Source organism: Haloferula sp. A504 (genome assembly GCF_044385805.1).
Classification (GTDB): Bacteria; Verrucomicrobiota; Verrucomicrobiia; order Verrucomicrobiales; family Akkermansiaceae; genus Haloferula.
Genome location: NZ_JBISBU010000021.1, coordinates 32,132 through 58,451, shown reverse-complemented (window position 1 = coordinate 58,451; position 26,320 = coordinate 32,132). Strand labels below are relative to the sequence as shown.

At 64.7% G+C, this 26,320-nt stretch carries 29 protein-coding genes; 23 read left to right on the top strand and 6 right to left on the bottom strand.

Translation table 11 applies throughout. The features are described from left to right. Positions 1 to 18: 18 nt before the first annotated feature. The 17 genes from rpsS (at position 19) to map (ending at position 9,536) form a co-directional block, all read left to right on the top strand. Entirely contained in the window at positions 19 to 288 is a 270-nt protein-coding gene (gene rpsS, locus ACG2LG_RS11980) for a 30S ribosomal protein S19 (protein WP_396259278.1), read from the top strand. A gap of 22 nt (positions 289 to 310) precedes the next feature. Further along, complete coding sequence (locus tag ACG2LG_RS11975; RefSeq protein WP_396259276.1) at positions 311 to 1,036, top strand: hypothetical protein; 726 nt, start codon at positions 311 to 313, stop codon at positions 1,034 to 1,036. Positions 1,037 to 1,068: 32 nt separating this feature from the next. Next, complete coding sequence (gene rplV, locus ACG2LG_RS11970) at positions 1,069 to 1,458, top strand: 50S ribosomal protein L22 (protein ID WP_396259274.1); 390 nt, start codon at positions 1,069 to 1,071, stop codon at positions 1,456 to 1,458. 21 nt (positions 1,459 to 1,479) lie between these two features. After that, positions 1,480 to 2,178, top strand: coding sequence for a 30S ribosomal protein S3 (gene rpsC, locus ACG2LG_RS11965; protein ID WP_396259273.1), 699 nt, complete (start codon positions 1,480 to 1,482; stop codon positions 2,176 to 2,178). 44 nt (positions 2,179 to 2,222) lie between these two features. Further along, positions 2,223 to 2,642, top strand: coding sequence for a 50S ribosomal protein L16 (gene rplP, locus ACG2LG_RS11960; RefSeq protein ID WP_396259271.1), 420 nt, complete (start codon positions 2,223 to 2,225; stop codon positions 2,640 to 2,642). Positions 2,643 to 2,665: 23 nt separating this feature from the next. Next, a complete protein-coding gene (gene rpmC / locus ACG2LG_RS11955) occupies positions 2,666 to 2,869 on the top strand; it encodes a 50S ribosomal protein L29 (protein WP_396259269.1) in 204 nt (67 codons plus the stop codon). Positions 2,870 to 2,897: 28 nt separating this feature from the next. Then, positions 2,898 to 3,167: a 30S ribosomal protein S17 gene (gene rpsQ, locus ACG2LG_RS11950; protein WP_396259267.1), complete on the top strand. Its 270-nt coding sequence runs from the start codon at positions 2,898 to 2,900 to the stop codon at positions 3,165 to 3,167. Positions 3,168 to 3,274: 107 nt separating this feature from the next. Continuing rightward, the gene (gene rplN, locus ACG2LG_RS11945; RefSeq protein WP_396259266.1) at positions 3,275 to 3,640 is read left to right on the top strand and encodes a 50S ribosomal protein L14; all 366 of its coding nucleotides are present in this window, start codon (positions 3,275 to 3,277) and stop codon (positions 3,638 to 3,640) included. A gap of 26 nt (positions 3,641 to 3,666) precedes the next feature. Next, positions 3,667 to 3,891, top strand: a complete 225-nt coding sequence (gene rplX / locus ACG2LG_RS11940; protein WP_396259264.1) for a 50S ribosomal protein L24 — start codon at positions 3,667 to 3,669, stop codon at positions 3,889 to 3,891. A 67-nt stretch (positions 3,892 to 3,958) separates the two neighbouring features. Further along, a complete protein-coding gene (gene rplE, locus ACG2LG_RS11935) occupies positions 3,959 to 4,537 on the top strand; it encodes a 50S ribosomal protein L5 (RefSeq protein WP_396259262.1) in 579 nt (192 codons plus the stop codon). A gap of 32 nt (positions 4,538 to 4,569) precedes the next feature. Continuing rightward, positions 4,570 to 4,968 (top strand): 30S ribosomal protein S8, encoded by a 399-nt coding sequence (rpsH, locus tag ACG2LG_RS11930; RefSeq protein WP_396259260.1) that lies wholly within the window; start codon positions 4,570 to 4,572, stop codon positions 4,966 to 4,968. A 27-nt stretch (positions 4,969 to 4,995) separates the two neighbouring features. After that, positions 4,996 to 5,535, top strand: coding sequence for a 50S ribosomal protein L6 (gene rplF, locus ACG2LG_RS11925; RefSeq protein ID WP_396259258.1), 540 nt, complete (start codon positions 4,996 to 4,998; stop codon positions 5,533 to 5,535). Between the two features lie 20 nt (positions 5,536 to 5,555). Next, on the top strand, positions 5,556 to 5,912 hold the full coding sequence (gene rplR, locus ACG2LG_RS11920; RefSeq protein ID WP_396259257.1) for a 50S ribosomal protein L18: 357 nt from the start codon (positions 5,556 to 5,558) through the stop codon (positions 5,910 to 5,912). A gap of 201 nt (positions 5,913 to 6,113) precedes the next feature. Further along, positions 6,114 to 6,599, top strand: a complete 486-nt coding sequence (gene rpsE, locus ACG2LG_RS11915) for a 30S ribosomal protein S5 (protein WP_396259256.1) — start codon at positions 6,114 to 6,116, stop codon at positions 6,597 to 6,599. Positions 6,600 to 6,652: 53 nt separating this feature from the next. Beyond that, entirely contained in the window at positions 6,653 to 7,108 is a 456-nt protein-coding gene (gene rplO, locus ACG2LG_RS11910; protein ID WP_396259254.1) for a 50S ribosomal protein L15, read from the top strand. A gap of 104 nt (positions 7,109 to 7,212) precedes the next feature. After that, positions 7,213 to 8,724 carry a preprotein translocase subunit SecY gene (secY, locus tag ACG2LG_RS11905; protein ID WP_396259253.1) on the top strand — a complete coding sequence of 504 codons (1,512 nt, stop codon included), beginning with the start codon at positions 7,213 to 7,215 and terminating at the stop codon, positions 8,722 to 8,724. A 17-nt stretch (positions 8,725 to 8,741) separates the two neighbouring features. Then, on the top strand, positions 8,742 to 9,536 hold the full coding sequence (gene map / locus ACG2LG_RS11900) for a type I methionyl aminopeptidase (RefSeq protein WP_396259251.1): 795 nt from the start codon (positions 8,742 to 8,744) through the stop codon (positions 9,534 to 9,536). Between the two features lie 59 nt (positions 9,537 to 9,595). Here the strand turns inward: map and ACG2LG_RS11895 are convergent, their stop codons facing one another. After that, positions 9,596 to 10,669 carry a substrate-binding domain-containing protein gene (locus ACG2LG_RS11895; protein WP_396259250.1) on the bottom strand — a complete coding sequence of 358 codons (1,074 nt, stop codon included), beginning with the start codon at positions 10,667 to 10,669 and terminating at the stop codon, positions 9,596 to 9,598. 170 nt (positions 10,670 to 10,839) lie between these two features. Here ACG2LG_RS11895 and ACG2LG_RS11890 point away from each other — a divergent pair, with 170 nt between their 5' ends. The 5 genes from ACG2LG_RS11890 to ACG2LG_RS11870 all read left to right on the top strand — a co-directional run bounded on the left by ACG2LG_RS11890 (position 10,840) and on the right by ACG2LG_RS11870 (position 17,059). After that, complete coding sequence (locus ACG2LG_RS11890; protein ID WP_396259248.1) at positions 10,840 to 11,532, top strand: PEP-CTERM sorting domain-containing protein; 693 nt, start codon at positions 10,840 to 10,842, stop codon at positions 11,530 to 11,532. A gap of 81 nt (positions 11,533 to 11,613) precedes the next feature. Further along, positions 11,614 to 12,444, top strand: a complete 831-nt coding sequence (locus ACG2LG_RS11885) for a PEP-CTERM sorting domain-containing protein (protein WP_396259246.1) — start codon at positions 11,614 to 11,616, stop codon at positions 12,442 to 12,444. Between the two features lie 130 nt (positions 12,445 to 12,574). Next, on the top strand, positions 12,575 to 13,600 hold the full coding sequence (locus ACG2LG_RS11880) for a hypothetical protein (RefSeq protein ID WP_396259245.1): 1,026 nt from the start codon (positions 12,575 to 12,577) through the stop codon (positions 13,598 to 13,600). Between the two features lie 95 nt (positions 13,601 to 13,695). Beyond that, a complete protein-coding gene (locus ACG2LG_RS11875; protein ID WP_396259243.1) occupies positions 13,696 to 15,237 on the top strand; it encodes an arylsulfatase in 1,542 nt (513 codons plus the stop codon). A gap of 34 nt (positions 15,238 to 15,271) precedes the next feature. Beyond that, on the top strand, positions 15,272 to 17,059 hold the full coding sequence (locus ACG2LG_RS11870) for an FAD-dependent oxidoreductase (RefSeq protein ID WP_396259242.1): 1,788 nt from the start codon (positions 15,272 to 15,274) through the stop codon (positions 17,057 to 17,059). Positions 17,060 to 17,097: 38 nt separating this feature from the next. On the opposite strand, the gene ACG2LG_RS11865 is transcribed toward ACG2LG_RS11870, so the two are convergent. After that, positions 17,098 to 18,159 (bottom strand): N-acetylmuramoyl-L-alanine amidase, encoded by a 1,062-nt coding sequence (locus tag ACG2LG_RS11865; RefSeq protein ID WP_396259240.1) that lies wholly within the window; start codon positions 18,157 to 18,159, stop codon positions 17,098 to 17,100. 128 nt (positions 18,160 to 18,287) lie between these two features. On the opposite strand from ACG2LG_RS11865, the gene ACG2LG_RS11860 reads away from it, so the two are divergent. Next, positions 18,288 to 19,388 (top strand): hypothetical protein, encoded by a 1,101-nt coding sequence (locus tag ACG2LG_RS11860; protein ID WP_396259238.1) that lies wholly within the window; start codon positions 18,288 to 18,290, stop codon positions 19,386 to 19,388. A gap of 87 nt (positions 19,389 to 19,475) precedes the next feature. Here the strand turns inward: ACG2LG_RS11860 and ACG2LG_RS11855 are convergent, their stop codons facing one another. The 4 genes from ACG2LG_RS11855 to ACG2LG_RS11840 form a co-directional block, all read right to left on the bottom strand. Continuing rightward, a complete protein-coding gene (locus tag ACG2LG_RS11855) occupies positions 19,476 to 20,360 on the bottom strand; it encodes a thiamine pyrophosphate-dependent enzyme (RefSeq protein ID WP_396259236.1) in 885 nt (294 codons plus the stop codon). 36 nt (positions 20,361 to 20,396) lie between these two features. Continuing rightward, the gene (locus tag ACG2LG_RS11850) at positions 20,397 to 22,163 is read right to left on the bottom strand and encodes a 2-oxoacid:acceptor oxidoreductase subunit alpha (RefSeq protein WP_396259234.1); all 1,767 of its coding nucleotides are present in this window, start codon (positions 22,161 to 22,163) and stop codon (positions 20,397 to 20,399) included. A 131-nt stretch (positions 22,164 to 22,294) separates the two neighbouring features. Continuing rightward, entirely contained in the window at positions 22,295 to 24,571 is a 2,277-nt protein-coding gene (locus ACG2LG_RS11845; RefSeq protein WP_396259232.1) for an FAD-dependent oxidoreductase, read from the bottom strand. Next, positions 24,568 to 26,298, bottom strand: a complete 1,731-nt coding sequence (locus ACG2LG_RS11840; RefSeq protein ID WP_396259230.1) for a Na+:solute symporter — start codon at positions 26,296 to 26,298, stop codon at positions 24,568 to 24,570. Before ACG2LG_RS11840 ends, ACG2LG_RS11845 begins: the two co-directional genes overlap by 4 nt. Between the last annotated feature and the right edge of the window lie 22 nt (positions 26,299 to 26,320).

Here is a 26,320-nt window from a genome sequence, read left to right as displayed (position 1 = left end):
CATCCGACTCCCAGCATCATGTCCCGTTCCCTGAAAAAAGGACCGTTCGTCGACCAGAAGCTCCTGGTGAAGATCGACAAGGCCGTTGAAACCAACGACAAGAAGCCGATCAAGACCTGGAGCCGCAAGTCGATGATCACGCCCGACTTCGTCGGCCTGAACTTCGCCGTGCACAACGGCAAGACCTTCGTCCCGGTGTATGTCACCGAGAACATGGTCGGCCACAAGCTCGGCGAATTCGCCCCGACGCGCATCTTCCGCGCCCACGGCGGCATCGGTAAGAAGTAATCCTCCGCAACCCGTCCGCCTCATGTCCCTCAACCACGCCATCCGACGCCCTGCCGCCGCCCTTCTCGGGCTGGGGTTCGCGCTGAGCGTGTGCCAGGGGCAGACGGTGAACCCGGAAATGGCGGCGCTCCAGAAGGAACTCGCCGAACTCCGTATCCAGAACCGGGTGTTGGAGCAGGGGATCGCCGAAGCGAACCGGGCCGAAAAGGAGGCTTCCGAGCATCTGGCCCAGGTCCGCAGCCACCTCGAGGCCCTTGGCCGCGACCTTCTCGATGGCGGCGACGAACGCCTGATCCAGGCGACCGCCGACATCCAGATCCTCAACGAGCGGATCGCCGGCCTCGAAGCCGGTGCGATGCGCCTCTCCGGTGCCGTGTCGGAATTCCTCCGCACGGCCCTCGCTTCGGACCCCGATTCGCGGCTTCGTGTCGAAACTGCCATGCGAGAGCTTGACTCGGTTCTCGGCTTCAGGCAGAAGCCCGCCCCCACCGCTCAAACCTCGGTTTCGCCCCGTCGGGCCAAGGTGCTGAGCATCGATTCGGAAAGCGGCATGCTGGTTCTCAACATCGGGGAACAGCAGGACGTCCGGATCGGATCCACCTACCGCCTCCACCGAGGCGACCAGCCCTACGGCACCGCGATCATCGCCGACGTTCGTCGACGGATCTCCGGTGCCTTCGTCGAGTCTATGGAATCCGGTCAGGGTCCCGTGCGCCTCGGCGACATCGCCCTTCTCGAAATCGAATAAGCCTTTCTCCCAACCCCTCATCCCACCGTCTGATGGAAGTCAAGAGCACCACCAAGTTCGTCCGCCTGTCGCCGAAGAAGGCGCGTGACGTTGCCCGTGAGATCCAGGGCCTGCCGGTCTCGGCCGCGCTGGACATTCTCGCCTTCACCCCGAAGAAGGCCGCGTTCCTGATCAACAAGACCCTCAAGACCGCCATCGCGGACGCCGAGAACAACTTCGCGCTCGACGCCGAGAGTCTCTACGTCAAGGAGGCGGTCATCGGCGAGGGTCCCACCTTCAAGCGCTTCAAGCCCCGTGCCCGCGGCTCCGCCGGCGCGATCCTCAAGCGCACCAGTCACATCTTCGTCACCCTCGCGGAAACTCCGGAGGAAGAGGAAGCCAAGCCGAAGAAACGTCACCTTTCCCCCAAGGCAGAAGCCTGATTTCCCGAACCTCGATTTATCATGGGCCAAAAAGTCAATCCCATCGGATTCCGTCTCGCCGTCAACAAGGACTGGCGCTCGAAGTGGTATGCCTCCGGCAAGGACTACGCCGAAAAGCTCCACGAAGACCTGAAAATCCGCAAGTATCTCTCGGAGCGCCTGCAGTTCGCCGCCCTTTCGAAGGTCGTGATCGAGCGTGCCTGGGCCAGCGTCCGCGTCACCCTCCACACCTCCCGCCCCGGCCTCATCATCGGCCGCAAGGGTTCGGAGATCGAGCGCATGACCAAGGACCTCCAACAGCTCTGCTCGGAGGGCAACGTCAAGATCGACATCATCGAAATCCGCAAGCCGGAACTCGACGCCCAGCTCGTCGCCGAGAACGTCGCCGTCCAGCTTGAGCGCCGGATCTCCTTCCGCCGGGCCATGAAGCGGGTCGTGCAGACCACCATGGACTTCGGCGCCGAGGGCATCCGGATCCGCTGCGGCGGCCGCCTGGGTGGCGCCGACATCGCCCGCGCCGAGTGGTATCGCGAGGGCAAGGTGCCGCTCCAGACGCTCCGCGTCCCTCTCGACTACGGTTTCGCCGAAGCCCGGACCGTTTACGGGATCATCGGGGTGAAATGCTGGATCAACAAGAAGGAGGACGCCGACAAGGGTGCCCTGCCGCAGGGAGTGGAGCGCCGCCCGCGCCGCCCCCGCAACAACGCGCCTTCCGCCTGAAGCCCTGTTTTCAAACGACAACCTACCCCTAGGAGGACCAAGCCATGCCTTTGATGCCCAAACGCACGAAGTTCCGGAAGTCGCACCGCGGCTCCCGCGCCGGTAATGCCCAGCGCGGCACGACCGTCGCATTCGGTGACTTCGGACTTCAATGCCTCGGTCGCGGATGGATGACCAACCGCCAGATCGAAGCCTGCCGTATCGCGATCAACCGTTACCTCAAGCGTAAGGGGAAAGTCTGGATCCGGATTTTCCCGCACAAGTCGATCACCCGCCGTCCCCCGGAAACCCGGATGGGTAAGGGCAAGGGCGCCGTCGATGCCTGGGTGGCCGTGGTGCGTCCCGGCAACATGCTCTTCGAGGTGTCGGGGGTCCCCGAGTCGCAGGCCCGTGAGGCCATGCGCCTCGCCTCCTACAAGCTGGGCGTTCCGACCCGCTTCGTTGTCCGCAATCCGCATTCCTGAACGACTCCAACCGCTTTCCGATCATGGCATCGACCAAGACCAACGAATTCGCCGAGCTCACCGTCAAGGAGCTCGAGGCCCGCATCCGCGACCTCAAGGAGGAGGCCTTCAACCTGCGCCTCCAGAAGGCCACCGGCCAACTTGAAAACTCGGCCCGCATCCGGCAGGTCCGCCGCGACACCGCCCGGGCCATGACTTACCTCAACGCACGCCGCCGCGAGGCCTGAACCGATTCCATCCCATCACTCCCAAGCCATGAGCGAGACCCAGCAGGACAGCCGTCCGCACCTCCGCAAGACCCGCGTCGGCGTGGTCGTGTCCGACAAGATGAACAAGACCATCGTCGTCGAGCACGTCGCCCGCGTTCCGCATCCGGCCTTCAAGAAGATCGTCAAGAAGTCCAAGAAGTACTACGTCCACGACGAGAACGGCGAAGCGGCCGTCGGCGACAAGGTCCGGATCGTCGAAACCAAGCCGATCTCCAAGTTGAAGTGCTGGAAACTCGCGGAGGTCCTCAGCCACTAGTTCCAGCAAAAGCTGAAAATCGGAAATGCTGAAATCACTCAGTCCGGCATCAATTCCAGTTTCAGCGTTCTAGTTTTCAAAGTTTCAGCATTTACCCCACTACTGCCATGCTCCAGATGGAATCCCTCGCCTCGGTCGCCGACAATACCGGTGCCCGTTCCGCCAAGATGATTGGCGTCCTCGGCAAGCGCTCCCGCAGCGCTGACGTCGGCGATATCATCACCGCCCACGTCCGCGATGCCATCCCCACCGCTTCGATCAAGAAGGGCACGGTGGTCAAGGCGGTGGTCGTCCGCACGGCGGCGCCGATCCGCCGCTCCGACGGTTCGATCCTGCGTTTCGACAACAACGCGATCGTCATCATCGACAAGGACAACAATCCGCGCGGCACCCGCATCTTCGGACCGGTCGCCCGCGAGCTTCGCGAGAAGCAGTTCATGAAGATCGTCTCCCTCGCTCCCGAGGTCCTCTGATTCCTATCCCATCCCACCGTTTTCCCATGAAGACCCACGTCAAGAAAGGCGACGAAGTCGAAGTGATCGCCGGCAACCACAAGGGCAAGCGCGGCACCGTGATGCTCGTCAATGCATCCAAGGGCCAAGTGGTCGTCGAAGGTGCGCGCAAGGTCAAGAAGGCCGTCCGCCGTTCCGAGAACCATCCCGATGGAGGAATCATCGAGGAAGACGCCCCCATCCATATCTCCAACGTCAAGAAACTGGGCTGAGTCCCGACCCTGTCGGGGTCCGGCCCGCGCTTAAGCGCCACAACCAAAGCGCTGACCCGCTGAAAAAATGAGCACACCAGTACTGAAACAACACTACCTGGACAAGGTGGTGCCGGCTCTCAAGGAGAAGCTCGGCTACACCAATCCCCACCAGGTTCCGCAGATCGAGAAGGTCGTCCTGACCACCTGCCTCGGCAACGAGCCCGACCGCAAGGTGGCGGTCGACGATGCCGTCATCGAAATCGCCAAGATCACCGGCCAGAAGCCGTCGATCACCTTCTCGAAGAAGGCGGTCGCGAACTTCAAGTTGCGCGCCGGGGAGCCCCTCGGTGCCAGGGTCACCCTGCGTGGCGAGCGCATGTGGGAGTTTCTCTACCGCTTCATCAACGTCACGGCGCCGAACATCCGCGACTTCCGCGGCATCAGCCCGAGGGGCTTCGACGGCCGCGGCAACTTCGCCATCGGCTTCCCGGACCAGTCGATCTTCCCCGAGATCGAGCTCGACCAGATCAAGCGTCAGATCGGCTTCGACCTGATCGTCGTGACCACCGCCACCACCGACGACGAGGGCCGCGCGCTGCTCAAGGAGATCGGCATGCCGTTCCGCGAAACCACCAAATCCACCGAGGAAGGCGCCGCCGCCTGAGTCCCTCCGACGCAACTTCAGCTTACAAGAAAATGGCAGTTCTCACCGATCCCATCTCCGATTTCCTGACCCGCTTCAAAAACTGCTGCCGGGCCGGAAACGAGGAGTTCACCGCGCCCTATTCGCGGATCAAGGCCGACATCGCCAAGATCCTTCAGGAAGAGGGCTACATCTGGGGCTACGAGGTGGTCACCACCGAGAAGTTTCCCGAGATCAAGGTCAAGGCGCGCTACGTCGACGGACGCTCCGTGCTCACCGATCTGAAGCGTGTTTCCAAGCCGGGCCGCCGCGTTTATGCCGGGGCCGATGACATTCCGCGTGTCCTCAACGGACTCGGTATCGCGGTCGTCTCGACCTCGAAGGGCGTGATGTCCGGAGCCACCGCCAGGCGCCAGCGTCTCGGCGGAGAGATCCTCGCCAACGTCTGGTAACCCCAACCCGAGAAAGGAACCGATACCATGTCACGAGTTGGACTCAAACCCATCGCCTTGCCCGACAAGGTGAAGTTGAATATTTCAAACGGCAGTGTCGCCGTCGAGGGACCCAAGGGGAAACTCGACCTCGACCTCCCCAAGGGCGTTTCGGTCGCCGAGGAGGACGGCCAGGTCGTCGTCTCCCGCGCCTCCGAGCTGCGCGAGCACCGCGCCCTCCACGGCACCGTGCGCAGCCTGATCAACAACATGATCACCGGCGTCACCGATGGCTTCGTCAAGGAGCTTGAGATCCAGGGCGTCGGCATGCGTGCCGCGGTCAAGGGCCAGGCCCTGGACCTCGCGCTCGGCAAGTCGCACCCGATCCTGCACCCGATCCCGTCCGAGCTCACCGTCAGCGTCGCCGACAACACCAAGATCAAGGTGGAAGGCATCGACAAGCAGATGGTCGGGCAGTTCGCGGCCGAAGTCCGCAGCTTCTATCCGCCGGAGCCCTACAAGGGCAAGGGCGTGCGCTACGCAGGCGAGCGCGTCCGCCGCAAGGAAGGCAAGAGCGTCGCCAAGTAATCCGCAAACATCCACGAGTCATGAGTCAATTGAATCGCAAGGAAGTGCGTCGCCGGATCCACAAGCGGATTCGTCGCAAAGTCGAGGGCACCGCCGAACGCCCCCGTCTCGCGGTCCACTATTCCAATCAGCACATCTACGCCCAGGTGATCGACGACGAGGCCGGCAAGACCCTCGCTTCGGCCTCGACGCTCGACAAAAGCGTCGAGAAGTCGGCATCGAATGTTGCCTGTGCCTCCTCAGTCGGTCAGCTTGTCGCCGAGCGCGCCAAGGCGGCCAACATCAGCGCCGTGGTCTTCGACCGCGGTGGCCATCTGTATCACGGCAAGATCAAGGCCCTCGCCGACGCCGCGCGTGAAGCCGGCCTCCAGTTCTAAATTCCAGACAAGCGCAAATCCATCGTCATGGTGACTACCAACGAAACACCCCCCGCCTCCTCGCCCAAACCGGACCAGCCTGCAGCGCCTGCCGCCGCTGGTGACTCGGGTGATGCCGCCAGGTCTGGACCATCTGAAGCAAGACAGGGCCGCGGTCGTGGTCGCGGCCGCGGGCCTCGCCGGGAAGAACGCGCGCCGGCCATGGTCGACGGCAAGGAAGTGACCGAGAAGGTCGTTTTCATCAACCGCTGCGCCAAGGTCGTGAAGGGCGGTCGCCGCTTCAGCTTTTCCGCCCTGGTCGTCGTCGGCGACAAGGAGGGCAAGGTCGGCCTCGGCTTCGGCAAGGCCAACGAGGTGGCCGACTGCATTCGCAAGGCGAGTGAGGCCGGCCGCAAGTCGCTCAATCCGATGAATCTGGCCGATGGCACGATTCCTCACGAAAGCTACGCCGAGTATGGTGGTGGCAAGGTGCTGCTGAAGCCCGCCTCCCCCGGTACCGGCATCATCGCCGGCGGCGGGGTGCGCGCGGTCTGCGAGGCCGTGGGCATCCGTGACGTGCTGGCCAAGTCGCTGGGCTCCGCCAACCACGCCAACGTGGTCAAGGCGACCCTCAAGGCCCTTTCCCAACTCCGCACCCGCGACCAGATCTACGCGGCCCGCGGCAAGGCGAAGAAGGAGTCGATCTAACCGAAATTTGAACATCGAACGTCCATTCCTGCACGCGCGGGAAAAATCGAATCATGAAACTCCACACTCTCAAGCCCAACAAGGGCGCCAAGCACCGGAACAAGCGTCTCGGTGCGGGTGAAAGCTCCGGTCGCGGCAAGACGGCAGGCAAGGGCCACAAGGGCCAGAAGGCCCGCTCGGGTGGGTCCATCCGTCCCGGTTTCGAAGGGGGCCAAATGCCCCTTCACCGCCGCCTTCCGAAGAAGGGCTTCAACAACATCGACTTCAAGACGAAGGTCTCGGTCGTCAACCTCGCCCAACTCGAGCGATTCTTCGAGGAGGGAGAGACGGTCAACGAGGAAAGCCTGCGGGCGAAGGGCCTCGTGAGCCGCAAGTGCGACATCGTCAAAGTCCTTGGCCAGGGCCAGCTCAACAAGAAGCTGACCATCGCGGTGGATGCCGCGAGCGCCTCGGCCAAGGAGAAGATCGAGAAGGCGGGTGGCACGCTCGAACTGCCGGCCGCCGGGTGATCCCGATCCCCAGCCGACCATGATTCCGAGTCGTTGGGGAAGCGCTGGCACGCTTCCTCAACGTGTTTGAAAGAGAGCCTTTTTCCCGACCGACCCACACACCCATGATTTCCGCATTCGCGAATACCTGGAAGGTTCCCGAACTCCGCGACCGCATTCTCTTCACCCTTGCAATGATCGTGATCGTGCGCCTCGGCGTGCACGTCACCCTGCCGGGCGTCGATGCCTCGGTGATCGACGCATGGATGCAGGATGCCAAGGAGCAGAGCGACGCCACCACCGCCGGTGGACTGCAGGCGATTCTCGGGATTTTCTCCGGTGGTGCGCTGCAGCAGGCGGGTGTGTTCGCCCTCGGCATCATGCCCTACATCTCGGCATCGATCATGATGCAGCTGATGTCGGCCGTGGTGCCCAAGCTCTCGCGGCTCCGCCGCGAGGACGGCGGCCAGCAGAAGATCACCCAGTACACCCGCTACCTCACCATCGCCATCGCGCTGGTGCAGGGGGTCTTCGTCGCCAAGGCACTGATGGCCCCGGAGAGCAATCCACTGATGGGCGGCATCGGCGACACGATCAACCGCCTCGGTCGGGATCTCGTGCCCCAGCCGGACGTGTTGTGGCAGATCATCACGGTGCTGACCATCGTCGCGGGCACGCTGCTTCTGATGTGGATCGGCGACCAGATGACCGAGCGGGGCATCGGCAACGGCACTTCGATCATCATCACGGTAAACATCATCGCCGCCCTCCCCGGAGCGCTGCTCCAGACCTGGCAATACTTCGTGGCCCGTGAGGGTGCCAGCACCTTCGAGGTCATGATGCTGGTGGTCATGATTGCCATGCTGCTGCTGGTGATTGCGGGAACCATCGCCATCACCCAGGCCCAGCGGCGAATCGCGATCCAGTACGCCAAGCGGGTCGTCGGCCGCAAGCAGTTCGGTGGCCAGACCCAGTATCTCCCGCTCAAGGTGAACTACGCCGGCGTCATGCCGATCATCTTCGCCACCGCGGTGCTGTCGTTGCCGACCATCATCCTGACCCAGATGTTTCCGAATGCCGGCTGGTCGCGCAGCCTCCAGGACGCGCTCCTCGGCGGCACCTGGTATTACGTGCTCGGAGCGATCTTCATCTTCTTCTTCTCCTACTTCTGGGTGGCGACGATGTTCCAGCCCTCGCAGATCTCGGAGGACCTCAAGCGCAACGGCGGCTACATCCCCGGGGTGCGCCCCGGCAAGCCGACCGCCGACTTCCTCGACTTCACGATGACCCGCCTGACCTTTGCGGGTGCGATTTTCCTGACCCTCATCTTCTTCCTGCCGGTGGCCATCGGGAAACTGGTGGGCCTGCCTCCGGGCTCGATGGTGCTCCAGTTCTTCGGCGGCACCAGTCTGCTGATTCTGGTTGGCGTGATCCTCGATGTCATGCGCCAGGTGGAGACCCACCTCCTCCAGCGCCACTACGACGGCTTCCTGCGGAAGGGCAAGCTCAAGGGCCGCTACGACCGGCTCTCGCAAAACTCCGGCACTGCCGGCGCCGGCACCGCGATCGTCTACCTGTGGGCCTTCATCGGCCTGCTGTTGGTGATCGGTGCGGTCGCCTGGATCGCGAGGGGCTGATCCGCGGTTCATCAGCGATGGCCAAGCGACACAAGATCCGGATCAAGGGCCCGCGTGAGATCGAGCACATGCGGGTCGCGGGCCGCACGGCCAGTGCGATTCTTCAGGAGATTGTGGCAGCGGTGAAGCCGGGGGTGACGACCGGCGAGATTGACGAACACGCGGCGAGCCTGATCAAGCGCGAGGGGTGCAAGAGCGCTTTTCTCGGCTATCGCGGCTTTCCCGGGCACACCTGCATCTCGGTGAACGAGGAGGTGGTGCACGGCATCGGCGGACCCCGCGTCGTGCATCCCGGCGACATCCTCAAGATCGACGTGGGGATCGTGAAGAACGGCTGGATCGGCGACAATGCGACCACCTTCCCGGTCGGTGAGATCCCTGCGGACACGAAGCGCCTGCTGATGGCCACCGAGCAGTCGCTCTACGAGGCGATCGACAAGGCGCGGGCCGGACTCCGTCTGGCGGAGCTTTGCGGAGCCGTGGAAGAGTATGTGAAGCCGCTCGGATTTTCCGTGGTCCGCGAATTCGTCGGTCACGGGGTTGGGCGGGAACTCCATGAGGAACCCCAGATTCCGAACTATCGGCCGGCCGGCAAGACCCCCATTCTCCAACCCGGCATGATTCTCGCCATCGAGCCCATGGTGAACGCCGGGACGCCGCATGTCCGGATTCTCGACGACGGCTGGACGGTGATCACCGCCGATCGTCGGCCATCGGCGCATTTCGAGCACACGGTCCTGGTCACGGATGGCGACCCCGAACTCCTGACCGACCGGCCTCGCATTGCGACGCGCGAGTTGCTGGGGATTTGAGAGCATGGGGCGAGCGGCTTTGCAGGCCGCCGCGTGGTGGTGCCGGATGCTCCGGTCGCTCACCGGCCCTTCGGCACCGGGCCGATGGTGGCACCCTCGACGAAACTTCCCTTCGTCAGGGACTTCCGCGGGTCCTCCTGGCCGCGGCTGGCCTTGTCGGCCCACCGGACGATGCGTCGAATCATCGGCTTGAGATCCCAGCGGATGTGCGAGATCGGAGGGTGGCTCCACATGAAGGCCGGATCGGGGTCGGTCGAAATCAACGAAACGTCCTGCGGAATCCGGAGGCCGTTGGCCATGCAGAACTGCAGCGTGGGAACCACGAACAACGCTTCGTCCAGCAGCATCGCCGTGGGCGGAGTGGTTCGGAACAGTGACCTGAGCCCCGCCTGGTAGCCCTCGACCCCCTCCGTCCAGTCCGGCAGGTTGTAGCGCCCCGTCACCACTCCCTGCGCCTCGAGTTCATTGAGGAAGGTCCGCTCGGTCAGGCCCGGATCCGGAATTCGGCGGATGGGGCGCGACATCAGGACGATCCGACGGTGCCCGAGTTCCACCAGGTGCCGCAGCGCCGCGCGCATCGGCGTCAGCTTGTCCGGAGCGACGCTCGGCAGTGCGATCCGGTTGGCCCGGCCCGCCAGGGCGAATGCCGGTCGCGGTCCCTGCGCGAACCATTCCAGCACCGGGCGCGTGGCGCACATCACCACCCAGGCGTCGGTGGCGGACTGCTCGACGAAACGCGCCACCCGCCCGGGCTTGTCGTTCATGCCGGCCAGCGTCTTCCCCGCGACACCCGCCAGGTGACCCGCATCCTGCAGCGCGCGCACCAGTTGATAGATGATGGGCGAATTCCGGTCGGCCGCGTCCCCCGCAAGGACCGTCACCCGGAACCTCCGCTGGCCGGCCGGGTGAACCCCGGAACCGATGGCCCGTCCGCGTCCCGGTCCCTGGGCGTGCAGCACCCCGGCGTGCTCCAACTCCCGCAGCGCCTCTTCCACCAGGTCCCGCGACGCGCCGAGTTCGCGGGCCAGCCGGATGACCCCGGGCATCCGGCCCTGCCACCGGCCCTCCTGCAACTCCGCGCGCAGGTAGGCGGCGAGCTGCAGCTTCTTCGACACCGGTCTCCATTCCGCCATGCCGCCCAAAGCACAGGGGAAAACAGGATAGTGGGCAAGGGCCAAAATTCTGGAATCCCGGGGTGGCCCTGTTTCCCTTGAGCCGCAATCGAAAGCCTCTTCAAGGCCGACCGGAGGTTCGCTGCGCGGACCCTCCGAACGACACAAGGATTGAATCACGCCCCCGAATCATGAATCACAAAGCACTTACCCTGGCAGCAGCTCTGGTGATCACCCCGGCAGCCCATGCGGCCGTGATTGCGGAGACGAACTTTGACTCGGCGACGAAGTCGAGTGCCAGCGAGACCATGACCGGCATCGTCTGGACGGGCGATGACCTGGTGAATGTGACTCCTGGCACGTCGGCAAGTTACACACTGCTCGACAGCGATGCGGGCTTCGATCCCGCCGGTTTTTTCACCACCGGTTATGGCAAAGAGGCCTTTGCGCCCGCCCTGAATGTGCAGAACACGGGCGACTGGGCGGCAACCTTCCAGTTTGATTTGGCTGCCGGCGCGACAGGCACCCTGACCTCGATATCGTTCGGTTACCAAGGCCTGACAAACGCGGGGGCGAACCAAGGCGGGGGCCGGGCCATCCCGATGAATGTCACGGTCAACGGCACCGCCTTTGACGCGACCCTTTCGACTTCGACGATTTCCTCCGGGGGGACGCTGAGCTTCACCGACAGCGAAGCACTGATCAGCGGTACCAATACGATTGTGATTTCGACGGATGCCTACGAGAACAAAGACGGCTGGAATATCGGCATCGACAACCTCTCGTTCGCGGGCACCATTCAGGTCATCCCCGAGCCTTCGGTGGTCCCGCTGTTGGGAACTCTCGGCGTGCTGATGCTCCTGCGCCGTCGGCGTGATGCGTGAAGAATGTTCAAGCCGGAACCATCACCCCTTCAAGTCCGGGTCCCCACCGACCGCCCCCTGAAAAGCGATCCATCAACCACCATGCGCTTCCCCGCCCCGACCTCCATTACCCTTGCGCTTGCCGCAGGCACTCTTTCGGCGTTCTCGGCGGCTGCCGGTGCCGCCATTGTGAGCAGCATTCCTTCGGCCGTGACCCCGTCGGCTCCGACGAGCGGCAACGGGCAGCACCAGTACCGGCTCGACTCCACGACCGGCACGGTCCAGTTCGACACAGACGGCGGCAACAACTCCTTCGTCGACACCGACAAGAGCGGGGGCGACTGGATCCTGAACGGCTTGAATGTCTGGCAGTCGTTCAACAACGAGGTGCTGCAGTACATCCCCGGTTATCCCTCCGGCGGCAACCTGCGGGCGAACCTTCTCTTCGTCGAGGATGGGGGAGCCACCATCAGCCCGCAGACTGTCGGAATCGACGTGTATCTGAACGACTTGACGCACGGGACGGATTCAAACGGGCCGCTCTACCTGTGGTTCGAGGTGTTTGCGTGGAATGCCGGGGAAACCGGCCCCGTCCTGAGTGCCAACGGTCCGAATGCGAGCATTTACAACCCATGGCTCCAAGGCGATGCGGTGAAGCTTCTGGACGTCAAGGTGGCCCAGACGGGGAGCGGGATCGCCGGTGCCAAGGAGGTCCCCGCGGAGTACACGACCGTCGAGCTAGGTGAGATCGATGTCGGCGACGGCTATGACTTCTACGCCTGGCGGATCGGCGCGGCGGGCTATGATGGAAATGACGGGACGACCGGCCCCGACCAGTTTCGCCTGAGCAACATCACCGCGGTTCCGGAGCCGTCCTCCGCCTTGTGTCTGGCGCTGCTCGGCCTGGCGACCGGCTTGCGGCGTCGCCGTTGAGGCGGCTTCCGCGTTCCCGCCACGATCCCGCAATACCGGGTGCCATCCCCGACCCGCCGCCTTGTCCGACCGTCGCTGCTGTCCCACCCAAGCCCGTCGTTCTGTCCAACCTCCCTCAGTCCAAAGCATCATGAAACCTGCTTTCCAGCCGATGAAGCCGCTCTGCCCGCTTTTCGCCCTCGCCCTGTCATCCCTTGTTTTCACTGCCAATGCCGACGTGGTGACCGGCATCCCTTCGGCCGTGACCCTGTCGGATCCGTGGAGCGGCGACGGGAGGCACCAGTATCGGCTCGACACCACGACCGGCACGGTCCAGTTCGACACCGACGGCGGCAATGATTCCTTCGTCGACACGGACAAGAGCACGGGCGACTGGATCCTGAACGGCTTGAATGTCTGGCAGTCGTTCGGCAACGAGGTGCTGCAGTACATCCCGGGTTATCCCGCCGGTGGCAATCTGCGGGCGAACCTCCTCTTCGTCGAGGATGGCGGGGCCACCACCACCCCGCAGACCGTCGAAGTCGACGTGTATCTGAATGACTTGACGCACGGGGCGGATTCGAACGGGCCGCTCTACCTGTGGTTCGAGGTCTTTGCGTGGAATGCCGGGGAAACCGGTCCGGTCCTGAGCGCCAACGGTGGGGATGCGAGCTTCTACAATGGATGGCTCCAGCGCGATGCGGTGAAGGTTCTGGACGTCAAGGTGGCCCAGACGGGGAGCGGGATCGCCGGTGCCAAGGAGGTTCCCAAGCAATACACGACCGTCGAACTCGGTGAGATCGATGTCGGGGCCGGCTATGACTTCTACGCCTGGCGCGTCGGCGCGGCGGGCTATGATGGAAATGACGGGACGACCGGCCCCGACCAGTTTCGCCTGAGGAACCTCACCGTGTCGGCCCCGGCGGCGGAGCCCTTGCAACTCACCATCGTCGCCAGCGCGGACACTCCGGGTCACTACGACTTCAGCTGGAACAGCCAGGCGGGCCGGGTGTATGATCTCGTGAGTGCGACCGACCTTTCAACCCCGCCGGAGACCTGGCCGGTGTGGGGAAATCAGGGCGATATCGAGGCCACGCCCGACACCAACTCGCTCACCGGCATCCCGGGGGGTGGCGATTCGCGGCGCTTCTTTGCGGTCGTCGAAAAGCTGCCATGAGCCGTGCCGGAAGCCGGCGGATGGCTGCGAACGATCGCTGAAGGTCCGGGCAGCATGTGCGGGGTCCTCAGCGGCCGACGAGTCGGTCTCATGTCATGAATCCTAGCCAGCCATCAACCGGCGGACTTGCCGCGACATGGCCACTGGCGGCAGGGATGGTGCTGCTCGCGCTGTCGGTGCCGGAGTGGGCCGCAGCCGCGGAAAGTCCGCGGGAGCGCCTGCCCAACATCGTGTTGATCCTCGCCGACGACATGGGTTACGGCGATCCCGGTTGCTACAACGAAGCCAGCAGGATCCCGACCCCGCACATGGACCGCGTGGCGGCGGAGGGCATGCGCTTTACCGATGCCCACTCGCCCTCGGCGGTGTGCACGCCGACGCGCTACGGCTTGATCACCGGACGCTACGGCTGGCGGACGCTACGGAAGGGGGTGATCGGTGGCTACAGCCCGCCGTTGATCCAACCCGGCGAGCCGACCCTGCCGTCGCTGCTGAAGGAGCGCGGCTATCGAAGCGCCTGCATCGGCAAATGGCACATCGGCGCCACCTTCCACGACCGGGAGGGCAGGCCGACAAGCCGCGAGAAGGAGGTGGACTTCCGCAAACCAGTGACGGGAGGGCCGACTTCGGTCGGATTCGATCAGGCGTACTGGAATGCGGGCTGCGGCACCTGCGCGCCGCCCTACGGGTTCATCGAGGACGAGCATTTCGTGGCCAGCCGCTTCAGCCATCAGGCCGTGCCCCACGGGGACCATGGCATGGCGGCGGAGGGCTGGAGCCACGCGCGGGCCGATCTGGTGATCGCCGGGAAGGCCCGCGCCTACATCCGGCAGGCGGCGGACCATGAGCGTCCCTTCTTCCTCTACCTGGCCCCAAACGCGCCGCATGAACCCTGTGTCGAGGAGGTGGTGCCGGAGTTCGCCCGGGGCAAGAGCAAGGCCGGCTCGCGCGGCGATCTCGTGTGGCTGTTCGACTGGATCGTCGGGCAGGTGGACGAGGCGCTGACAGCCAGCGGCCAGCGGGAAAACACCGTAATCATCGTCACCAGTGACAACGGCGCGCTGCCGGGCGACTTCAAGCGCGGGGAGGGTGGCAAACGACTGGCGGGGCCCGGGCGCAACTGGCTGTTCGAGCGTCATGGCCATGCCTCCAACGGGGAGCTTCGCGGTTGGAAGGCCCATATCTGGGAGGGCGGGCATCGCGTGCCCCTCATCGTGCGCTGGCCGGGCCGGATCGAAGCCGGGACGCAGGCTGGCCAGCTGTTTTCCCTGACGGATTTTGTGGCCACGCTGACGGCGGTGGCCGGGGCACCGGCGATGCCGGAGGCAGGGGCACGCGACAGCGTCAACCAGTTGCCGGTCCTGCTGGGCGAGGTGCATGACGATGCTCCGCCCCGGCGCTCGATGATCCAGCATTCGAGCCACGGCGTTCTCGCGATCCGCCGTGGCGATTGGAAGCTGATCGCCGGCACCCGGGGTTCCGGGGGTTGGCCGCCGCCACGCGACAGCCAGCCGGTCCCCGGCGCACCCGGACAACTCTATCACCTGCGGACCGATCCCGCCGAGCAAGAGAACCAATGGGACCGTGAACCGGACAGGGTTCGTGAGTTGAACCAGCTTCTTGAGGAAGCTCGCTGAACCGAAGCCCCACCTTCACCGATCATCCACCAGCATGAAGCCATTCTTACCCATTGCCGCCGGGCTGCTGATTCTTGCCCCATGTGTGCCAGCCGAACCCGTTGTTCCCCGCGAGGCCGATGTCTGCGTCTATGGCGGCACGGCGAGTGGCGTGATGGCCGCGGTGGCGGCCAGCCGGGAAGGGGCCACGGTCATCCTGGTGGAACCCAGCCGTTGGCTGGGCGGTATGACCGGTGGCGGTATCGACCATCTCGACTGGGGCCGCGAGGCGGCGGTCGGAGGTTCGACCCACAAGTTCCTTACCGAAGGGCTGGACGACTTCGCCGACCGCAAGCCGGGCGGCAACAGCACCTACTCCCAGACCACGCGGATCGGTCACAGCAACCGGACCTACCGTGAGCGCTTTCTCAAGCTGGTGGAGGACCACGGGATCGAGGTGATTTACGACCATCGCCTCGGCAAGGTGCAACTCACCGACACCACCATTCACTCGGCCACGCGCCAGGACCCGGCCAAGCTGCGCGAGGTCATCCGCGTCTCTCCCGGAGGCAGCGCGATCCAGGCCATCTGGCTCGACCATGCCCCGGTGGACCGGACGGGCTGCCCGATCCCCGAACCGCTCGCGCACAATGCCGTCCACATCCGGGCCAGGGTCTTCATCGACTGCTCCTACGAAGGTGATCTGCTGGCGATGAGCGGCACGAACTACACCTGGGGCCGCGAGTCGCGCGAGCAGTATGGCGAGAGCCTCGCCGGGGTGCGGCCCAACCTGTGGCTCTACGAGATCGACCCGTGGCTCGAGGAGGGAGATCCCGGGAGCGGCACCATTCCCTTCGTTCAGGATCGAAAGATCGGCCCCGAGGGCAGCGCCGACGGCCTGACCATGGCCTACTGCTTCCGCTACAAGTTCAACCGCAGGGGTGAGGGCATCGCGATCCCCGAGCCCGCCCGCTACGACCCCGCCGAGTTTGAATTGTTCCGCCGGGCCATGCGCGATGGTGTCGACATCTATTCCGCCCGATCCTTCAACCGCCTGGGGCAGCCCGTCATCGACACCTTCAAGCCGCGACAAGCGGATGCCGGTTCCAGGCTCAGGCCGCGCCTGCCGGACACCAACCTGAGCCGTGCCCTGATGACGACCACCATTTTCGGCAGTTCGGAGAACTACCCCAACGGCGATTGGGCCACCCGGGCGTCCATCTGGAAGTTCCACCAGGAGTTCTTTTGCAAGCTGATCCATTTCCTGCGCACCGATCCGGTGGTTCCTGCGAAGCTCCGGGCCCAGGCCCGGGAGTTGACCTTCGACCGGGGCGACTTTGATGAAACCGGCGGCTGGCCGCATCAACTCTACGTCCGCGAGGCGCGGCGCATGATCTCGGACTACGTCGTCACCCAGAAGGACCTGGAGGCAAAGACCGCACCAAAGCACTCGGTCGGTCTCGCCTCCTACGGTGTGGATGACTGGTCCTACGCGACCGTGGCGCTTGACGGCAAGGTGGCGCTTCAGGGCGGGGAATTCTCCATCCTGTATCTGGACGGAGGAAAGCAGAACGGCAGCTACGCCATTCCCTACGAAGCCATCGTTCCCAGGAAGCGGGAATGCTCCAACCTGCTGGTGCCGGTCTGCTGCTCGGCCAGCCACATCGCCATGACCTCCATCCGCATGGAGCCGGTGTGGATGATTCTCGGGGAATCGGCGGGTGTCGCGGCAGCGATGGCGGTGGAGGAGGAGTTCCCGGTGCAGGACGTGCCCTATGGAAGATTGCGCCACAGGCTCTTGAAGATCGGCCAGAAACTCGATCCGCTGCCCCCGGTCGAGTAGGGCGCGGGTAGCGGCCCTGGCCCGTTGCCTCCCGCGCTTCAGTTTGTCTGCATCCTCCCGCGCTGCGGCGCGGTGCCGGAAGTGCCGGAAGTGGCAGCCTGCGGGCGCCCGACGGCTGCCCGGTACTTCTGCACGGCGAAGGCAATCGACTTCGCCACGGTCCGTTGGTAGCCGGGGTCGTTGATCAAGCGGGCTTCGTACGGATGCGTCATGAACCCGCACTCGACGAGCACCGAGGGATGCTTCACGCCGCTCAGCACGCTGAAGCGGGCGCGCTTGATTCCCCGGTCGAGCGTGTAGGGTTTGCCGGTCTTCTTGTCCTTGAGCGTGGTGAGCAGGGTGCCGTGGATGGCGGTGGCCAGCGCGACGTTGGCGGAGTCGTGGTAGTTGCCGGTCTTCGGGCTGAAGTCGCTGGCCTTGAGCCCACGGCCGTAGTGGGAGACCCCGACGGGAGACAAGGTGAAGGTCTCGATGCCACGCGCGGCCGAGCGGCCGGAGTTGTGGTGGATGGAGATGAAGACGGCGTTGTCCCGGATGCGGTTCGCGATGTCCACCCGCTGCTGGAGTGACAGGAATCGATTGTCTTCACGGGTCATGATGACCTTGTACTTGTAGTCCCTTTCCAGGTGTTCCTTCAGGTGCTTGGCGACAATGAGGTTGTAGCGGGCCTCGGTGCCGATGGCGTTGGTGGCTCCGGGATCCTTGCCTCCGTGACCGGGATCGATGATGACGGTTCGGAAGCTGCCGGCGTTCTCGATGATGCTCGGTCGAAGGACCGGGTGGACCAGCTTCATCAGGTCGATCTTTGACAGCCACGCCTTTCCACCCGAGACTTCAACCGGGTAACTGAAGACGAACTTCACCCCGTTCATGAGGCACTCGTGCGAACCCGTCTTCAGCCGCATCTCCACCTTGGCGTCCTCCAGTACGATGCTCTTCCCCGACCAGTTCATCTGCTTGAAGTTGTAGAACTTCTTGATCGAGTTGACGCTGACATAGCCACGCCCGTGCAGCGTCCGCTCCTCCCAGGCGGCATCGGCCACCATCATGCCGCCGAGAAGCAGCATGAGGATTCGAACGGTGATGGGGAGGCGGGTCATGAGTGTTCGTGGGGCGATCCTGACGCAGCCGGATGGTTAGCGGCGAATATGCCTCATGACAAATGTGTTTTCCGGGCCGGGGGAGGGCACGCGGCTGCGTGAAAATCCGGTGAAACCCGCCTCCTGCCTTGCCCACACGGCCCGGGTCGAGGGAGGATGAGGGCGTGGAAGCGGTGCTCAAGAACGACCTTCCCGACCGCTTCGGTTCGATGCTGGTCAAGGAAATGCGCCAGAACATGCGGCGCGGAAGCTTCGTGATTCCGTTCCTCGCGGTTCACGCCCTGGCCATTGCCGCGGTGATCGTCGAGTTCCAGACCGGTGCGACCGAGGGCTTCGCCGAGATGGTCGGGATGATGAACATCCTGCTGCTGGGCTCCTCGGGGCCTCTGTGGTTGGCGATTACCATCGTCTGCGTGGTCGTGATGCCACTCGGGGGACTGGTCCTGATGGGCCAGGAGCTGGACGAGGGAAACCATGAGCTGCTGCTGCTGACGAAGCTCAGCCGCTGGAAGGTGGTCCGTGGGAAGTTCTTCAGCCTCTGGTCGCTGTGCGTGCTCACGCTCTTCTCGCTGCTGCCCTACGTGCTCGTCCGCTACCAGATCGGGGGCATCGAGCTCGTCCGGGATCTTGCCTGCACCCTCACGGTTCTCGGTCTGTCGGGCGTCGTCTGCGCGGGGGCGATCGGGGCGTCGTCGTTTCAAGGGCTGGGTGCCCGGATGGCGGTGATGGTGCTTTTCCTGGGCTCGACGCTCGCCTCCGGGGGCATCGCGCTGGCGGCCTGTGGTGCCCAGACCAAGGGCGCAGGGGTGTTCTGGCACCTGAATGCCTTCGCGGCGACCCTCTGCTTCATCATGATGGGCCTCGGGCTGGCCCGATCGCGGTTGAGACTGGTGATCCATGCGTATGAGGTAAAACCCAGCTTCATGGTGGTGGGTCTGTTGTTTTTCACGCCTTTCGTGGTCGGGATGACCACCGCGATGACCGCCGGCTTCGCGGGTCTGGTCGGACTCGTCGGGATGGGTCTGGTCGCCGTCTATGCCGATGTGACTCCCAAGGCGCCCGCCTGGGTCAAGGCACCGCAGGCGAATGTTCCCGGGGGCGCGACTCCGCCGTCCCAGCCAGCTGTGGCGCAGGGAACCGTGCTGACCCAAGGTACACCGCCAGCACCCGCGCAGGTGGTGAATCCACCGGTCGCGGCACCGGAAAAACCGGAAGCGCCTCCCGGGTGAAAGGTGGTGGCGGGGGAAGTCCAGCCCCGCGATCCGGCATGAGTGGATGACCGCTCTCCCTGTGGTATGGGAGCGTCTCAGCTCCGATCACCTCATTCCCGCGAAACGCTGGCGCAGAAGATCCTTTTCGGAGAGGTCGGGGGTTTGGGCCTGTGCGTCCTCGACCCACTGCCATTCGAGTTCGTTCTTGGTGGGCCTCCGGGTCTCGTAGTAGACGCCGAACTTGCCAGGGAAATCCTCTTCCGCGAGCGCCATCGCCGCGGCGGTCGATTCGAGGTTCTGGTTTTCCTCATCGACGAGGTCGAAGACGCCGCCCTTGCGGGGATTGGCCGAGTCGAAGGACCCGGGATAGAACATCGTGCATTCCGAGAGGGTTTCGACCACCGCGAAGCCGGGATGCAGGATGGCCCGCTCGAACATCTCGTTCATGTGCTTCACCTGGGCCGCATGGGTGCGGGCAATGAAGGTGGCACCGCTGGCGACAAGCTGCGCCATCGGGTTGATCGGTCGGTCGATGGCCCCACGGGGATCGGTCTTCGACGGATGCCCGATCGGCGTCGTCGGAGAGGTCTGGTTCTTGGTCAGGCCATAGACGAAGTTGTCCATGATCACGTACGACAGGTTGACGTTCTTGCGCGCGGCATGGGTGAGGTGGTTGCCGCCGATCGAGTAGCCGTCGCCGTCGCCGCCGAAGACGAAGACATGCAGGTCCGGACGCGAAAGGGAGATGCCGGTCGCCAGCGGCACCGCACGGCCGTGGATGAAATGGATGCCGTGGGCATTCACGAAGTAGGGGAAGCGCGACGAGCAGCCGATCCCGGCCACGCAGACGATCTTCTCGTGCGGGATCCCGAGCTTCTGGACGACATTGAAGAAGGAGGCCAGCACGGCGAAGTCGCCGCAGGCCGGGCACCAGGTCGGGTGGTCGGCCTTGAGCTGCTTCTTGGTGAGTTTCTCGGTGGAACTGCTCATGGGTGGGATGGGGGATTGGCTTTCCTGGCGCTGGGCTTACCGTTTCAGCACCTTCAGGGCTCGTTCATGGATTTCCCGGACCCGGAAGGTCAGGCCCTGGATCTTGTTGAAGGATTGGATGTTCGGGTTGCACGTGACGGCCCGCAGCAGGGTGGCAAGCTGGCCGAAACCGTAGATGCCGGGGTCGTTCATCTCGGGAACGAGGACGTGCTTGAAGCGCCGGAAGATGGTGCCGATGCCGTTGCGCAGCGGATGGATGTTGCGCAGGTGGATCGAACCGACCTTGTAGCCCTCGTTGCGGAGCCGCTCGGCGGCCTCCTTGATGGGGCCGTAGGTGGAACCCCATCCGACGAAGAGGAGATCGCCCTGCTCGTCGCCGAAGAAGTCGGGGGCGGGCAAGGAGTTGGCGAGCTTGATGAGCTTCTCGCGGCGCTTCGCCGACATCTTCTCGTGCATCTCCGGATTGGCCGAAGGATGGCCCCACTCGTCGTGCTCGAGGCCGGTGACGACCGGATATTTTCCCTCGGGCGACGGGCAGCCGGGCGGCGCGTGGCGTGTGATCCGGTCGAGCGGGTAGGGTTTGCAGTCGGCCGGGCAGGCCGAGAGATCGAGCATCGGCTCGACCCAGTGTTCTTCGAGATCCGGCTCGGGGAAGGCCTCGGTCCGGGTCGCGATGGCCTGATCGGAGAGGATGATGACGGGCGTCGAGTAGTCGCGGGCGATCTGGCAGGCGCGCACGGCGGTGTAGAAGCAGTCCTCGACGTCGCGCGGGGCGAGCACGACGCGGGGTGAGTCGCCGTGGGAGCCGTAGATCGCCTGCATCAGGTCCGACTGCTCCACCGAAGTCGGCATGCCGGTGGAAGGTCCGCCCCGTTGGATGTTGACCACCACCAGCGGCAGTTCGGCCATCGTGGCGTAGCCGATGGCCTCGGACTTGAGCGACAGCCCGGGGCCGGATGAACCGGTCACCGCCAGGTGGCCGGCGTAGGACGCGCCGATCGCGAGGGCGACGGCGGCGAGCTCGTCCTCGGCCTGGATGAACATGCCGCCGTACTTCGGCAGTTCGGAGCGGAGCAGCTCCATGATGCTGGTCCAGGGGGTGATCGGGTAGCCGGCGCCGTAGCGGCACCCGCCGGCGATAAGCCCGAGCGCGAGCATCGTGTTGCCGTCGGTCGAGATCCGGTTGGCCTCCTCGTTCTCGCCGGGCGCGAAGGGCATGTGGTTGATGTCGTGGACCGGATAGGAGTAACCTGCGTCGAAGGCCAGCAGCGCGTTGCGCAGGACATCCTCGGATTTCCTCCCGAACTTGCGGGTGATGATCTCGACCAGTTTCTCGCGGTCGAGCTTGTAGACGGCGCACAGCATGCCGAGGACGAAGATGTTCTTGCCGCGGTCCTTGGCGGAGCCGCCGATCGCCTCGATCGAGGCCGAGGTGAAGGGGACTCCGATGTGGCGAATGTCGCGCTCTTCCTTCAACTCGGTCACCTGGTCGCTGTCGTAGAAGCAGATGCCACCGTCGCGCAGCGCTCCGAGGTGGTCCTCGTAGGAATCCTGATAGAAGGCGACCAGCGTGTCGGCCTCGTCACCGGGGTGGAGCACCTCGCCGGAGCCCAGATGGACCTGGAAGATGCTCGGGCCGCCGGAAATGGTGCTTGGGATGGTCATGTAGGTCATGACGTCCTGGGCGGTGGATCCGGCAAGCTGGGCGAGAAATCCACCGATCGACTGGATGCCGTCCTGGGAGTAACCGGCGAGCCGGATCACGGCGTCGCGGAGCGGGGTGGTCGCGGATGCGGATGACATGGGTTTGAAGTTTAGTATCTGGATTCCTAAAGCTTCGGAGCCCGGTCGGAAAGGAAAACTGCCAGAGTTTCGTGGCATCACGGAGCTGAAAGAAAACCGCCTCTGCCGCGCGGGGCGGGATGGATCATCGTTCAGGGCAGCACACGGATCCGGAACACGGCCGCCGGGGAGCCGTGGGTCGCATGCACGCGCAGGGTCAGACGGCGGGTCGTCAAAGGATGGGGGAATGGCTGGTCAAAGCGAGCCGACCGGTGGTCCCGGGCTGCCGCGACAACGTCGCCCGCCTCATCCAGGAGATCAAAGTCGCGCACCAGGAACGGGACCACTTCTTCAGGGTGGGTCATGAGCACGCTCTCCATCGGGTGGTCCCAGTCGGCGTCGAATTCGAGGATCACCCGGCCGATCTGGACCGGTTCGGGCCATGTGAGCACGAGTTCCGGCTCCCGGTCGGCGGGGTCGGCGACCCAGGCATTCACGGTGCGGGTCGGGCGTGCCGGGCCCCGGGTCACGTTGGCAGGACCGAAGACATCGAGTGGAGGATTGATCGTCATGGCGAGGTTGCGACCCTCGGGGCGCCGTTTCGGGAGCCAGAACTCGAAGGAATCGATTCCGGTTTCCTCGGGCGGTGTCTGCATGCTCGAGGTCGCAACGGCCTTGTTGTAGGCGTTGGAAACCGCGAGGACGCCGGTCCGGCGTTCATCGCTGAGCCGGACGTGGATGGCCGGGTGCTCGTTGAGTTTGACGAAATGGTAGCCTTCGCGCGTGACCGGCGTGCGGAAGCGGGCCTCGATGCGCGTTTCGCCCTCGGGGAAGGGGACCTCGATCGCCTCGATCAGTTCATCGGGCGTGAAGTTGGCAGCCTTCCTGGCCCGCCGGAGTTCGACACGGAGTGCTCCATGTTGTTCGCTGGAGATCTCGAAGCCGAAGACCGGACACGGACCTTCCGCGAGCGGCAACAGCATGGCCCAGCCGCTGTCGAGCCGCAACCAGGCGTGATTGCCGGGAAGTTCGCCGAGTCGCAACTGCGAGCTTGCGGTGGCGGTGGCGGCGGGAGCGAGATCGTCGGGGTCGTCGGGATCGATCCCCGGCAGGAACTGGCCGGCCCGGTCGAGTCGCTGCTGGAGTTCGCGCAGGGCATCGTCGCCCGCGATCTCCCGTGGCAGGCAGGCGCGCTCGCGGCAAAGAGCGGCGGCGGTGCCGACGGCCTGGCCGCCAGCGGCGCAGGTCGCCATCACCCGGGTGGAGCCGAAGGCAACGTGGGTCGCGCTGATGATGCGGCCGGCGAGGAACAGGTTCGAAATATTGCGGCTGTAGTAGCAACGCCACGGGATGCCGTAGACCCCCTTGGCGTGCCACTGGGTGCAGCCGGCGCGCTCGGAATAGACCCCGTCGGCGGGATGCAGGTCGAGCGCCCAGCCGCCATGCGCGACGACATCCTCGAAGGGCGTCTGCCCGATGACGTCCTGCTGGCGCATGAGGTAGTCGCCCTCGAAGCGGCGGCTTTCGCGTTTTCCCGGAATGTGTCCGACCCATTCGAGGATCAGGTTTTCCGCTTCGGGGTGCTCGCCGGAGTTCTTGATGTGGTCCCAGATGCCGTAGACGACCTTCCACAGCTCCCACTTGATCGTTTCGGTGTCGTGCACCGTGTCGAGCCGGCCGCCGTATTCGAGCCACCAGAAGTTGCAGCCCTGCATGTTGGTGTTGAAGCGGCGGTGGCGGGCGATGCCGCTGACGTCCTTGAGCGCCCAGCTCGGGGCGGTGAAGCGGACCGGCGTGCCGACGTCCTTGGTGTAGAAGTACAGCGAGTGGCCGAGCAGGTGGCCGTAGCCTTCATCGGGCGCGAATCCCTCGCCGAACTCATCCGCCGACTCCGCCCCCATGCGGAAGGCCGCGCCAGCGAGGAAGGCGACGATGCCGTCGCCCGAGGCGTCACAGAAAAGGGGAGCGCGCAGTACGTAGCGGGTCGAGTTCTGCGGGCAGAAGGCGACAACGGCCGACACGGTGTCCGGGTCGCTCTTCTCGACCTCATGCACCGCCGTGTTGAGCAACAGGGTGATGTTCGGTTCCTCGACGACCTTCTCCAACAGGATGGTGTCGAGGATGTAGGGATGGCCCTGGCGGTTGCGATAGACGTTCTCCTCGAGGATCTCGTTGATGATGCCGCCCTCGCGCGACCAGCGGTTGTTGTTTCCCATGTGGGAGGTCGCGCCGAGGACCCACAGCCTGACCTCGCTCGAGGCGTTGCCGCCCAGGACCGGGCGGTCCTGGACGAGGACCACCCGCAGGCCTTCCCGGGCGGCTGCGATCGCGGCGCAGGTGCCCGCCAGTCCGCCGCCGACGACGACGAGGTCGGATTCGGGGCTTTCGGTCTTGAGTTGCCGGATGGTGGTGGGGCCTTCGTGGATCATGAAGCGTTGCGGGATTGAAGGTATCTTGCGCCGCCGAGCATCGCGAGCCCGATGGCGGCGACCAGGAGGGCAAAGAGCAGAATGATGCTCCGCTGGCCGGGATTGAGCGGAATCAGGCAGGTCATGCCGGCGCCGAGCACCACCATGCTCCAGCCGACGATGCGCGCCGGGGCGGCGTCGGCCCTGCCGGTTCGCGTGGCTTCCGCCTCGGTCTCGGCGGCCTGCAGTGCCTCGATCCGCCGCCAGCGGTGGTCGACGCCCCGCGCCCGCAGGTGGGCGACGAGGACGATGACCATCGGCAGCACCACGCCGACGAAGGTCTTCGACTGGTCGAAGAGCCATTGTCCGATGGCGCTGTCCTGTGGCGGCACGATCAGCCTGAAGTGCAGCATGAGCCCCAGCGGAATGCAGATCCCTGCGGTGAGCCACAGGGCGCCGACGTTCACCTTCCTGCTGAGCAGGCCGATGAGGATGGGCGCGAGCAGCGGCACCACCATCAGCTCGGTGATGGAAATGATCACCCGCTCCGCGCCGCCGAGCATCGGGATGCACAGGGCGATGCCGGCGATCACGGCGCCTAACAGGAGCGTGAAGAGTCTTCCTGCAAGGAGGAGGCTGCGGTCGGTGATCTGGTTCCTCAACGGACGGTAGATGTCATGGGTGAGGACACCGGAAAAGACATTGAGCTGCGAGCTGATCAGGCTGGCCGTGGCGGAAAACATCGCGGCCATCATCAGCCCGACCATGCCGATGGGCAGGACATGGCGGCAGGACTTGATGTAGGCCTCCTCCTTGAGGACGCGGATCATGTCGTCGGTCGCCCCTTCCGGGATCGGGCTCTGCACGCGCCACAGCAGGGGAGGGAGCAGCCAGAGGAACGGCGAAAAGAGATACATCAAGCCGAACAGCACCGTGCCCCGGCGGGCGTCGCGCGCGGTGGGCACGCACAGGTAGCGCTGCACGAAGGCGAACTCGGCACCGATCATGAAGTAGTGGATCGCCACCCAGCCGAAGAGGAAGAACCAGGTGTAGCGCCCCGAGGTGAGCGACAGGAAACCCTCCGGGGCCTGCGCGATGAAGCCGCCGAGCCCGCCGATATCGAGCAGGATCAGCGCCACCACGAAGATCACCGCGACGTTGAGCACGATGAACTGGATCACGTCGGTCATCAGCACCGCCCACAATCCGCCGATCATGGTGTAGAGGACGACCACCGCGGCGAAGATCAGGATCGCGGTGACCAGTTCCGGCGGCATTCCGCCGACGCTGACGGCGGTGTCGCTGCCGCGGGTCACCGCCACGGTGAGGGTGGCGATGGCGTAGAGGGCGCCCGCCGCGCCGACCATGCGGTAGATCATCATCGACCAGGTGTAGAAGTGCAGCGCGCCCTTGCCGAAGCGGCGCTCGACGAATTCCGCCGGGGTGCGGATGCCGAGCCGCTTCCATTTTCCGGCGACCGTGTAGCCCGCCAGCAGCGCGGCGATGCCGTAGCAGAGGTTGACCATGATCGCGACGATGCCGTGCTCGTAGGCCATGCCGCCCCACACCACGAAGGTGTTGGCGGAGAACATCGTCATGAAGGCGCTGAGTCCGCTGGCCCACCACGGCGAGGCCCCGCCGGCGGCGAACAGGTCGGCGGTGCTCTTCACCTTGCGCCCCAGCAGCACGCCGATCCCCACCGTGGCGGCGAGGTAGGCGCTGAGGACGATCCAGTCGGCGGAGTGCATGGAGGGTCGGGTCGGATTCTAT

What these genes read in the sequence shown, in the direction of transcription:
- rpsS (WP_396259278.1), top strand. Translation starts at nt 19, where the DNA reads ATGTCCCGTTCCCTGAAAAAAGGACCGTTCGTCGACCAGAAGCTCCTG.
- ACG2LG_RS11975 (WP_396259276.1), top strand. Translation starts at nt 311, where the DNA reads ATGTCCCTCAACCACGCCATCCGACGCCCTGCCGCCGCCCTTCTCGGG.
- rplV (WP_396259274.1), top strand. Translation starts at nt 1,069, where the DNA reads ATGGAAGTCAAGAGCACCACCAAGTTCGTCCGCCTGTCGCCGAAGAAG.
- rpsC (WP_396259273.1), top strand. Translation starts at nt 1,480, where the DNA reads ATGGGCCAAAAAGTCAATCCCATCGGATTCCGTCTCGCCGTCAACAAG.
- rplP (WP_396259271.1), top strand. Translation starts at nt 2,223, where the DNA reads ATGCCTTTGATGCCCAAACGCACGAAGTTCCGGAAGTCGCACCGCGGC.
- rpmC (WP_396259269.1), top strand. Translation starts at nt 2,666, where the DNA reads ATGGCATCGACCAAGACCAACGAATTCGCCGAGCTCACCGTCAAGGAG.
- rpsQ (WP_396259267.1), top strand. Translation starts at nt 2,898, where the DNA reads ATGAGCGAGACCCAGCAGGACAGCCGTCCGCACCTCCGCAAGACCCGC.
- rplN (WP_396259266.1), top strand. Translation starts at nt 3,275, where the DNA reads ATGCTCCAGATGGAATCCCTCGCCTCGGTCGCCGACAATACCGGTGCC.
- rplX (WP_396259264.1), top strand. Translation starts at nt 3,667, where the DNA reads ATGAAGACCCACGTCAAGAAAGGCGACGAAGTCGAAGTGATCGCCGGC.
- rplE (WP_396259262.1), top strand. Translation starts at nt 3,959, where the DNA reads ATGAGCACACCAGTACTGAAACAACACTACCTGGACAAGGTGGTGCCG.
- rpsH (WP_396259260.1), top strand. Translation starts at nt 4,570, where the DNA reads ATGGCAGTTCTCACCGATCCCATCTCCGATTTCCTGACCCGCTTCAAA.
- rplF (WP_396259258.1), top strand. Translation starts at nt 4,996, where the DNA reads ATGTCACGAGTTGGACTCAAACCCATCGCCTTGCCCGACAAGGTGAAG.
- rplR (WP_396259257.1), top strand. Translation starts at nt 5,556, where the DNA reads ATGAGTCAATTGAATCGCAAGGAAGTGCGTCGCCGGATCCACAAGCGG.
- rpsE (WP_396259256.1), top strand. Translation starts at nt 6,114, where the DNA reads ATGGTCGACGGCAAGGAAGTGACCGAGAAGGTCGTTTTCATCAACCGC.
- rplO (WP_396259254.1), top strand. Translation starts at nt 6,653, where the DNA reads ATGAAACTCCACACTCTCAAGCCCAACAAGGGCGCCAAGCACCGGAAC.
- secY (WP_396259253.1), top strand. Translation starts at nt 7,213, where the DNA reads ATGATTTCCGCATTCGCGAATACCTGGAAGGTTCCCGAACTCCGCGAC.
- map (WP_396259251.1), top strand. Translation starts at nt 8,742, where the DNA reads ATGGCCAAGCGACACAAGATCCGGATCAAGGGCCCGCGTGAGATCGAG.
- ACG2LG_RS11895 (WP_396259250.1), bottom strand. Translation starts at nt 10,669, where the DNA reads ATGGCGGAATGGAGACCGGTGTCGAAGAAGCTGCAGCTCGCCGCCTAC.
- ACG2LG_RS11890 (WP_396259248.1), top strand. Translation starts at nt 10,840, where the DNA reads ATGAATCACAAAGCACTTACCCTGGCAGCAGCTCTGGTGATCACCCCG.
- ACG2LG_RS11885 (WP_396259246.1), top strand. Translation starts at nt 11,614, where the DNA reads ATGCGCTTCCCCGCCCCGACCTCCATTACCCTTGCGCTTGCCGCAGGC.
- ACG2LG_RS11880 (WP_396259245.1), top strand. Translation starts at nt 12,575, where the DNA reads ATGAAACCTGCTTTCCAGCCGATGAAGCCGCTCTGCCCGCTTTTCGCC.
- ACG2LG_RS11875 (WP_396259243.1), top strand. Translation starts at nt 13,696, where the DNA reads ATGAATCCTAGCCAGCCATCAACCGGCGGACTTGCCGCGACATGGCCA.
- ACG2LG_RS11870 (WP_396259242.1), top strand. Translation starts at nt 15,272, where the DNA reads ATGAAGCCATTCTTACCCATTGCCGCCGGGCTGCTGATTCTTGCCCCA.
- ACG2LG_RS11865 (WP_396259240.1), bottom strand. Translation starts at nt 18,159, where the DNA reads ATGACCCGCCTCCCCATCACCGTTCGAATCCTCATGCTGCTTCTCGGC.
- ACG2LG_RS11855 (WP_396259236.1), bottom strand. Translation starts at nt 20,360, where the DNA reads ATGAGCAGTTCCACCGAGAAACTCACCAAGAAGCAGCTCAAGGCCGAC.
- ACG2LG_RS11850 (WP_396259234.1), bottom strand. Translation starts at nt 22,163, where the DNA reads ATGTCATCCGCATCCGCGACCACCCCGCTCCGCGACGCCGTGATCCGG.
- ACG2LG_RS11845 (WP_396259232.1), bottom strand. Translation starts at nt 24,571, where the DNA reads ATGATCCACGAAGGCCCCACCACCATCCGGCAACTCAAGACCGAAAGC.
- ACG2LG_RS11840 (WP_396259230.1), bottom strand. Translation starts at nt 26,298, where the DNA reads ATGCACTCCGCCGACTGGATCGTCCTCAGCGCCTACCTCGCCGCCACG.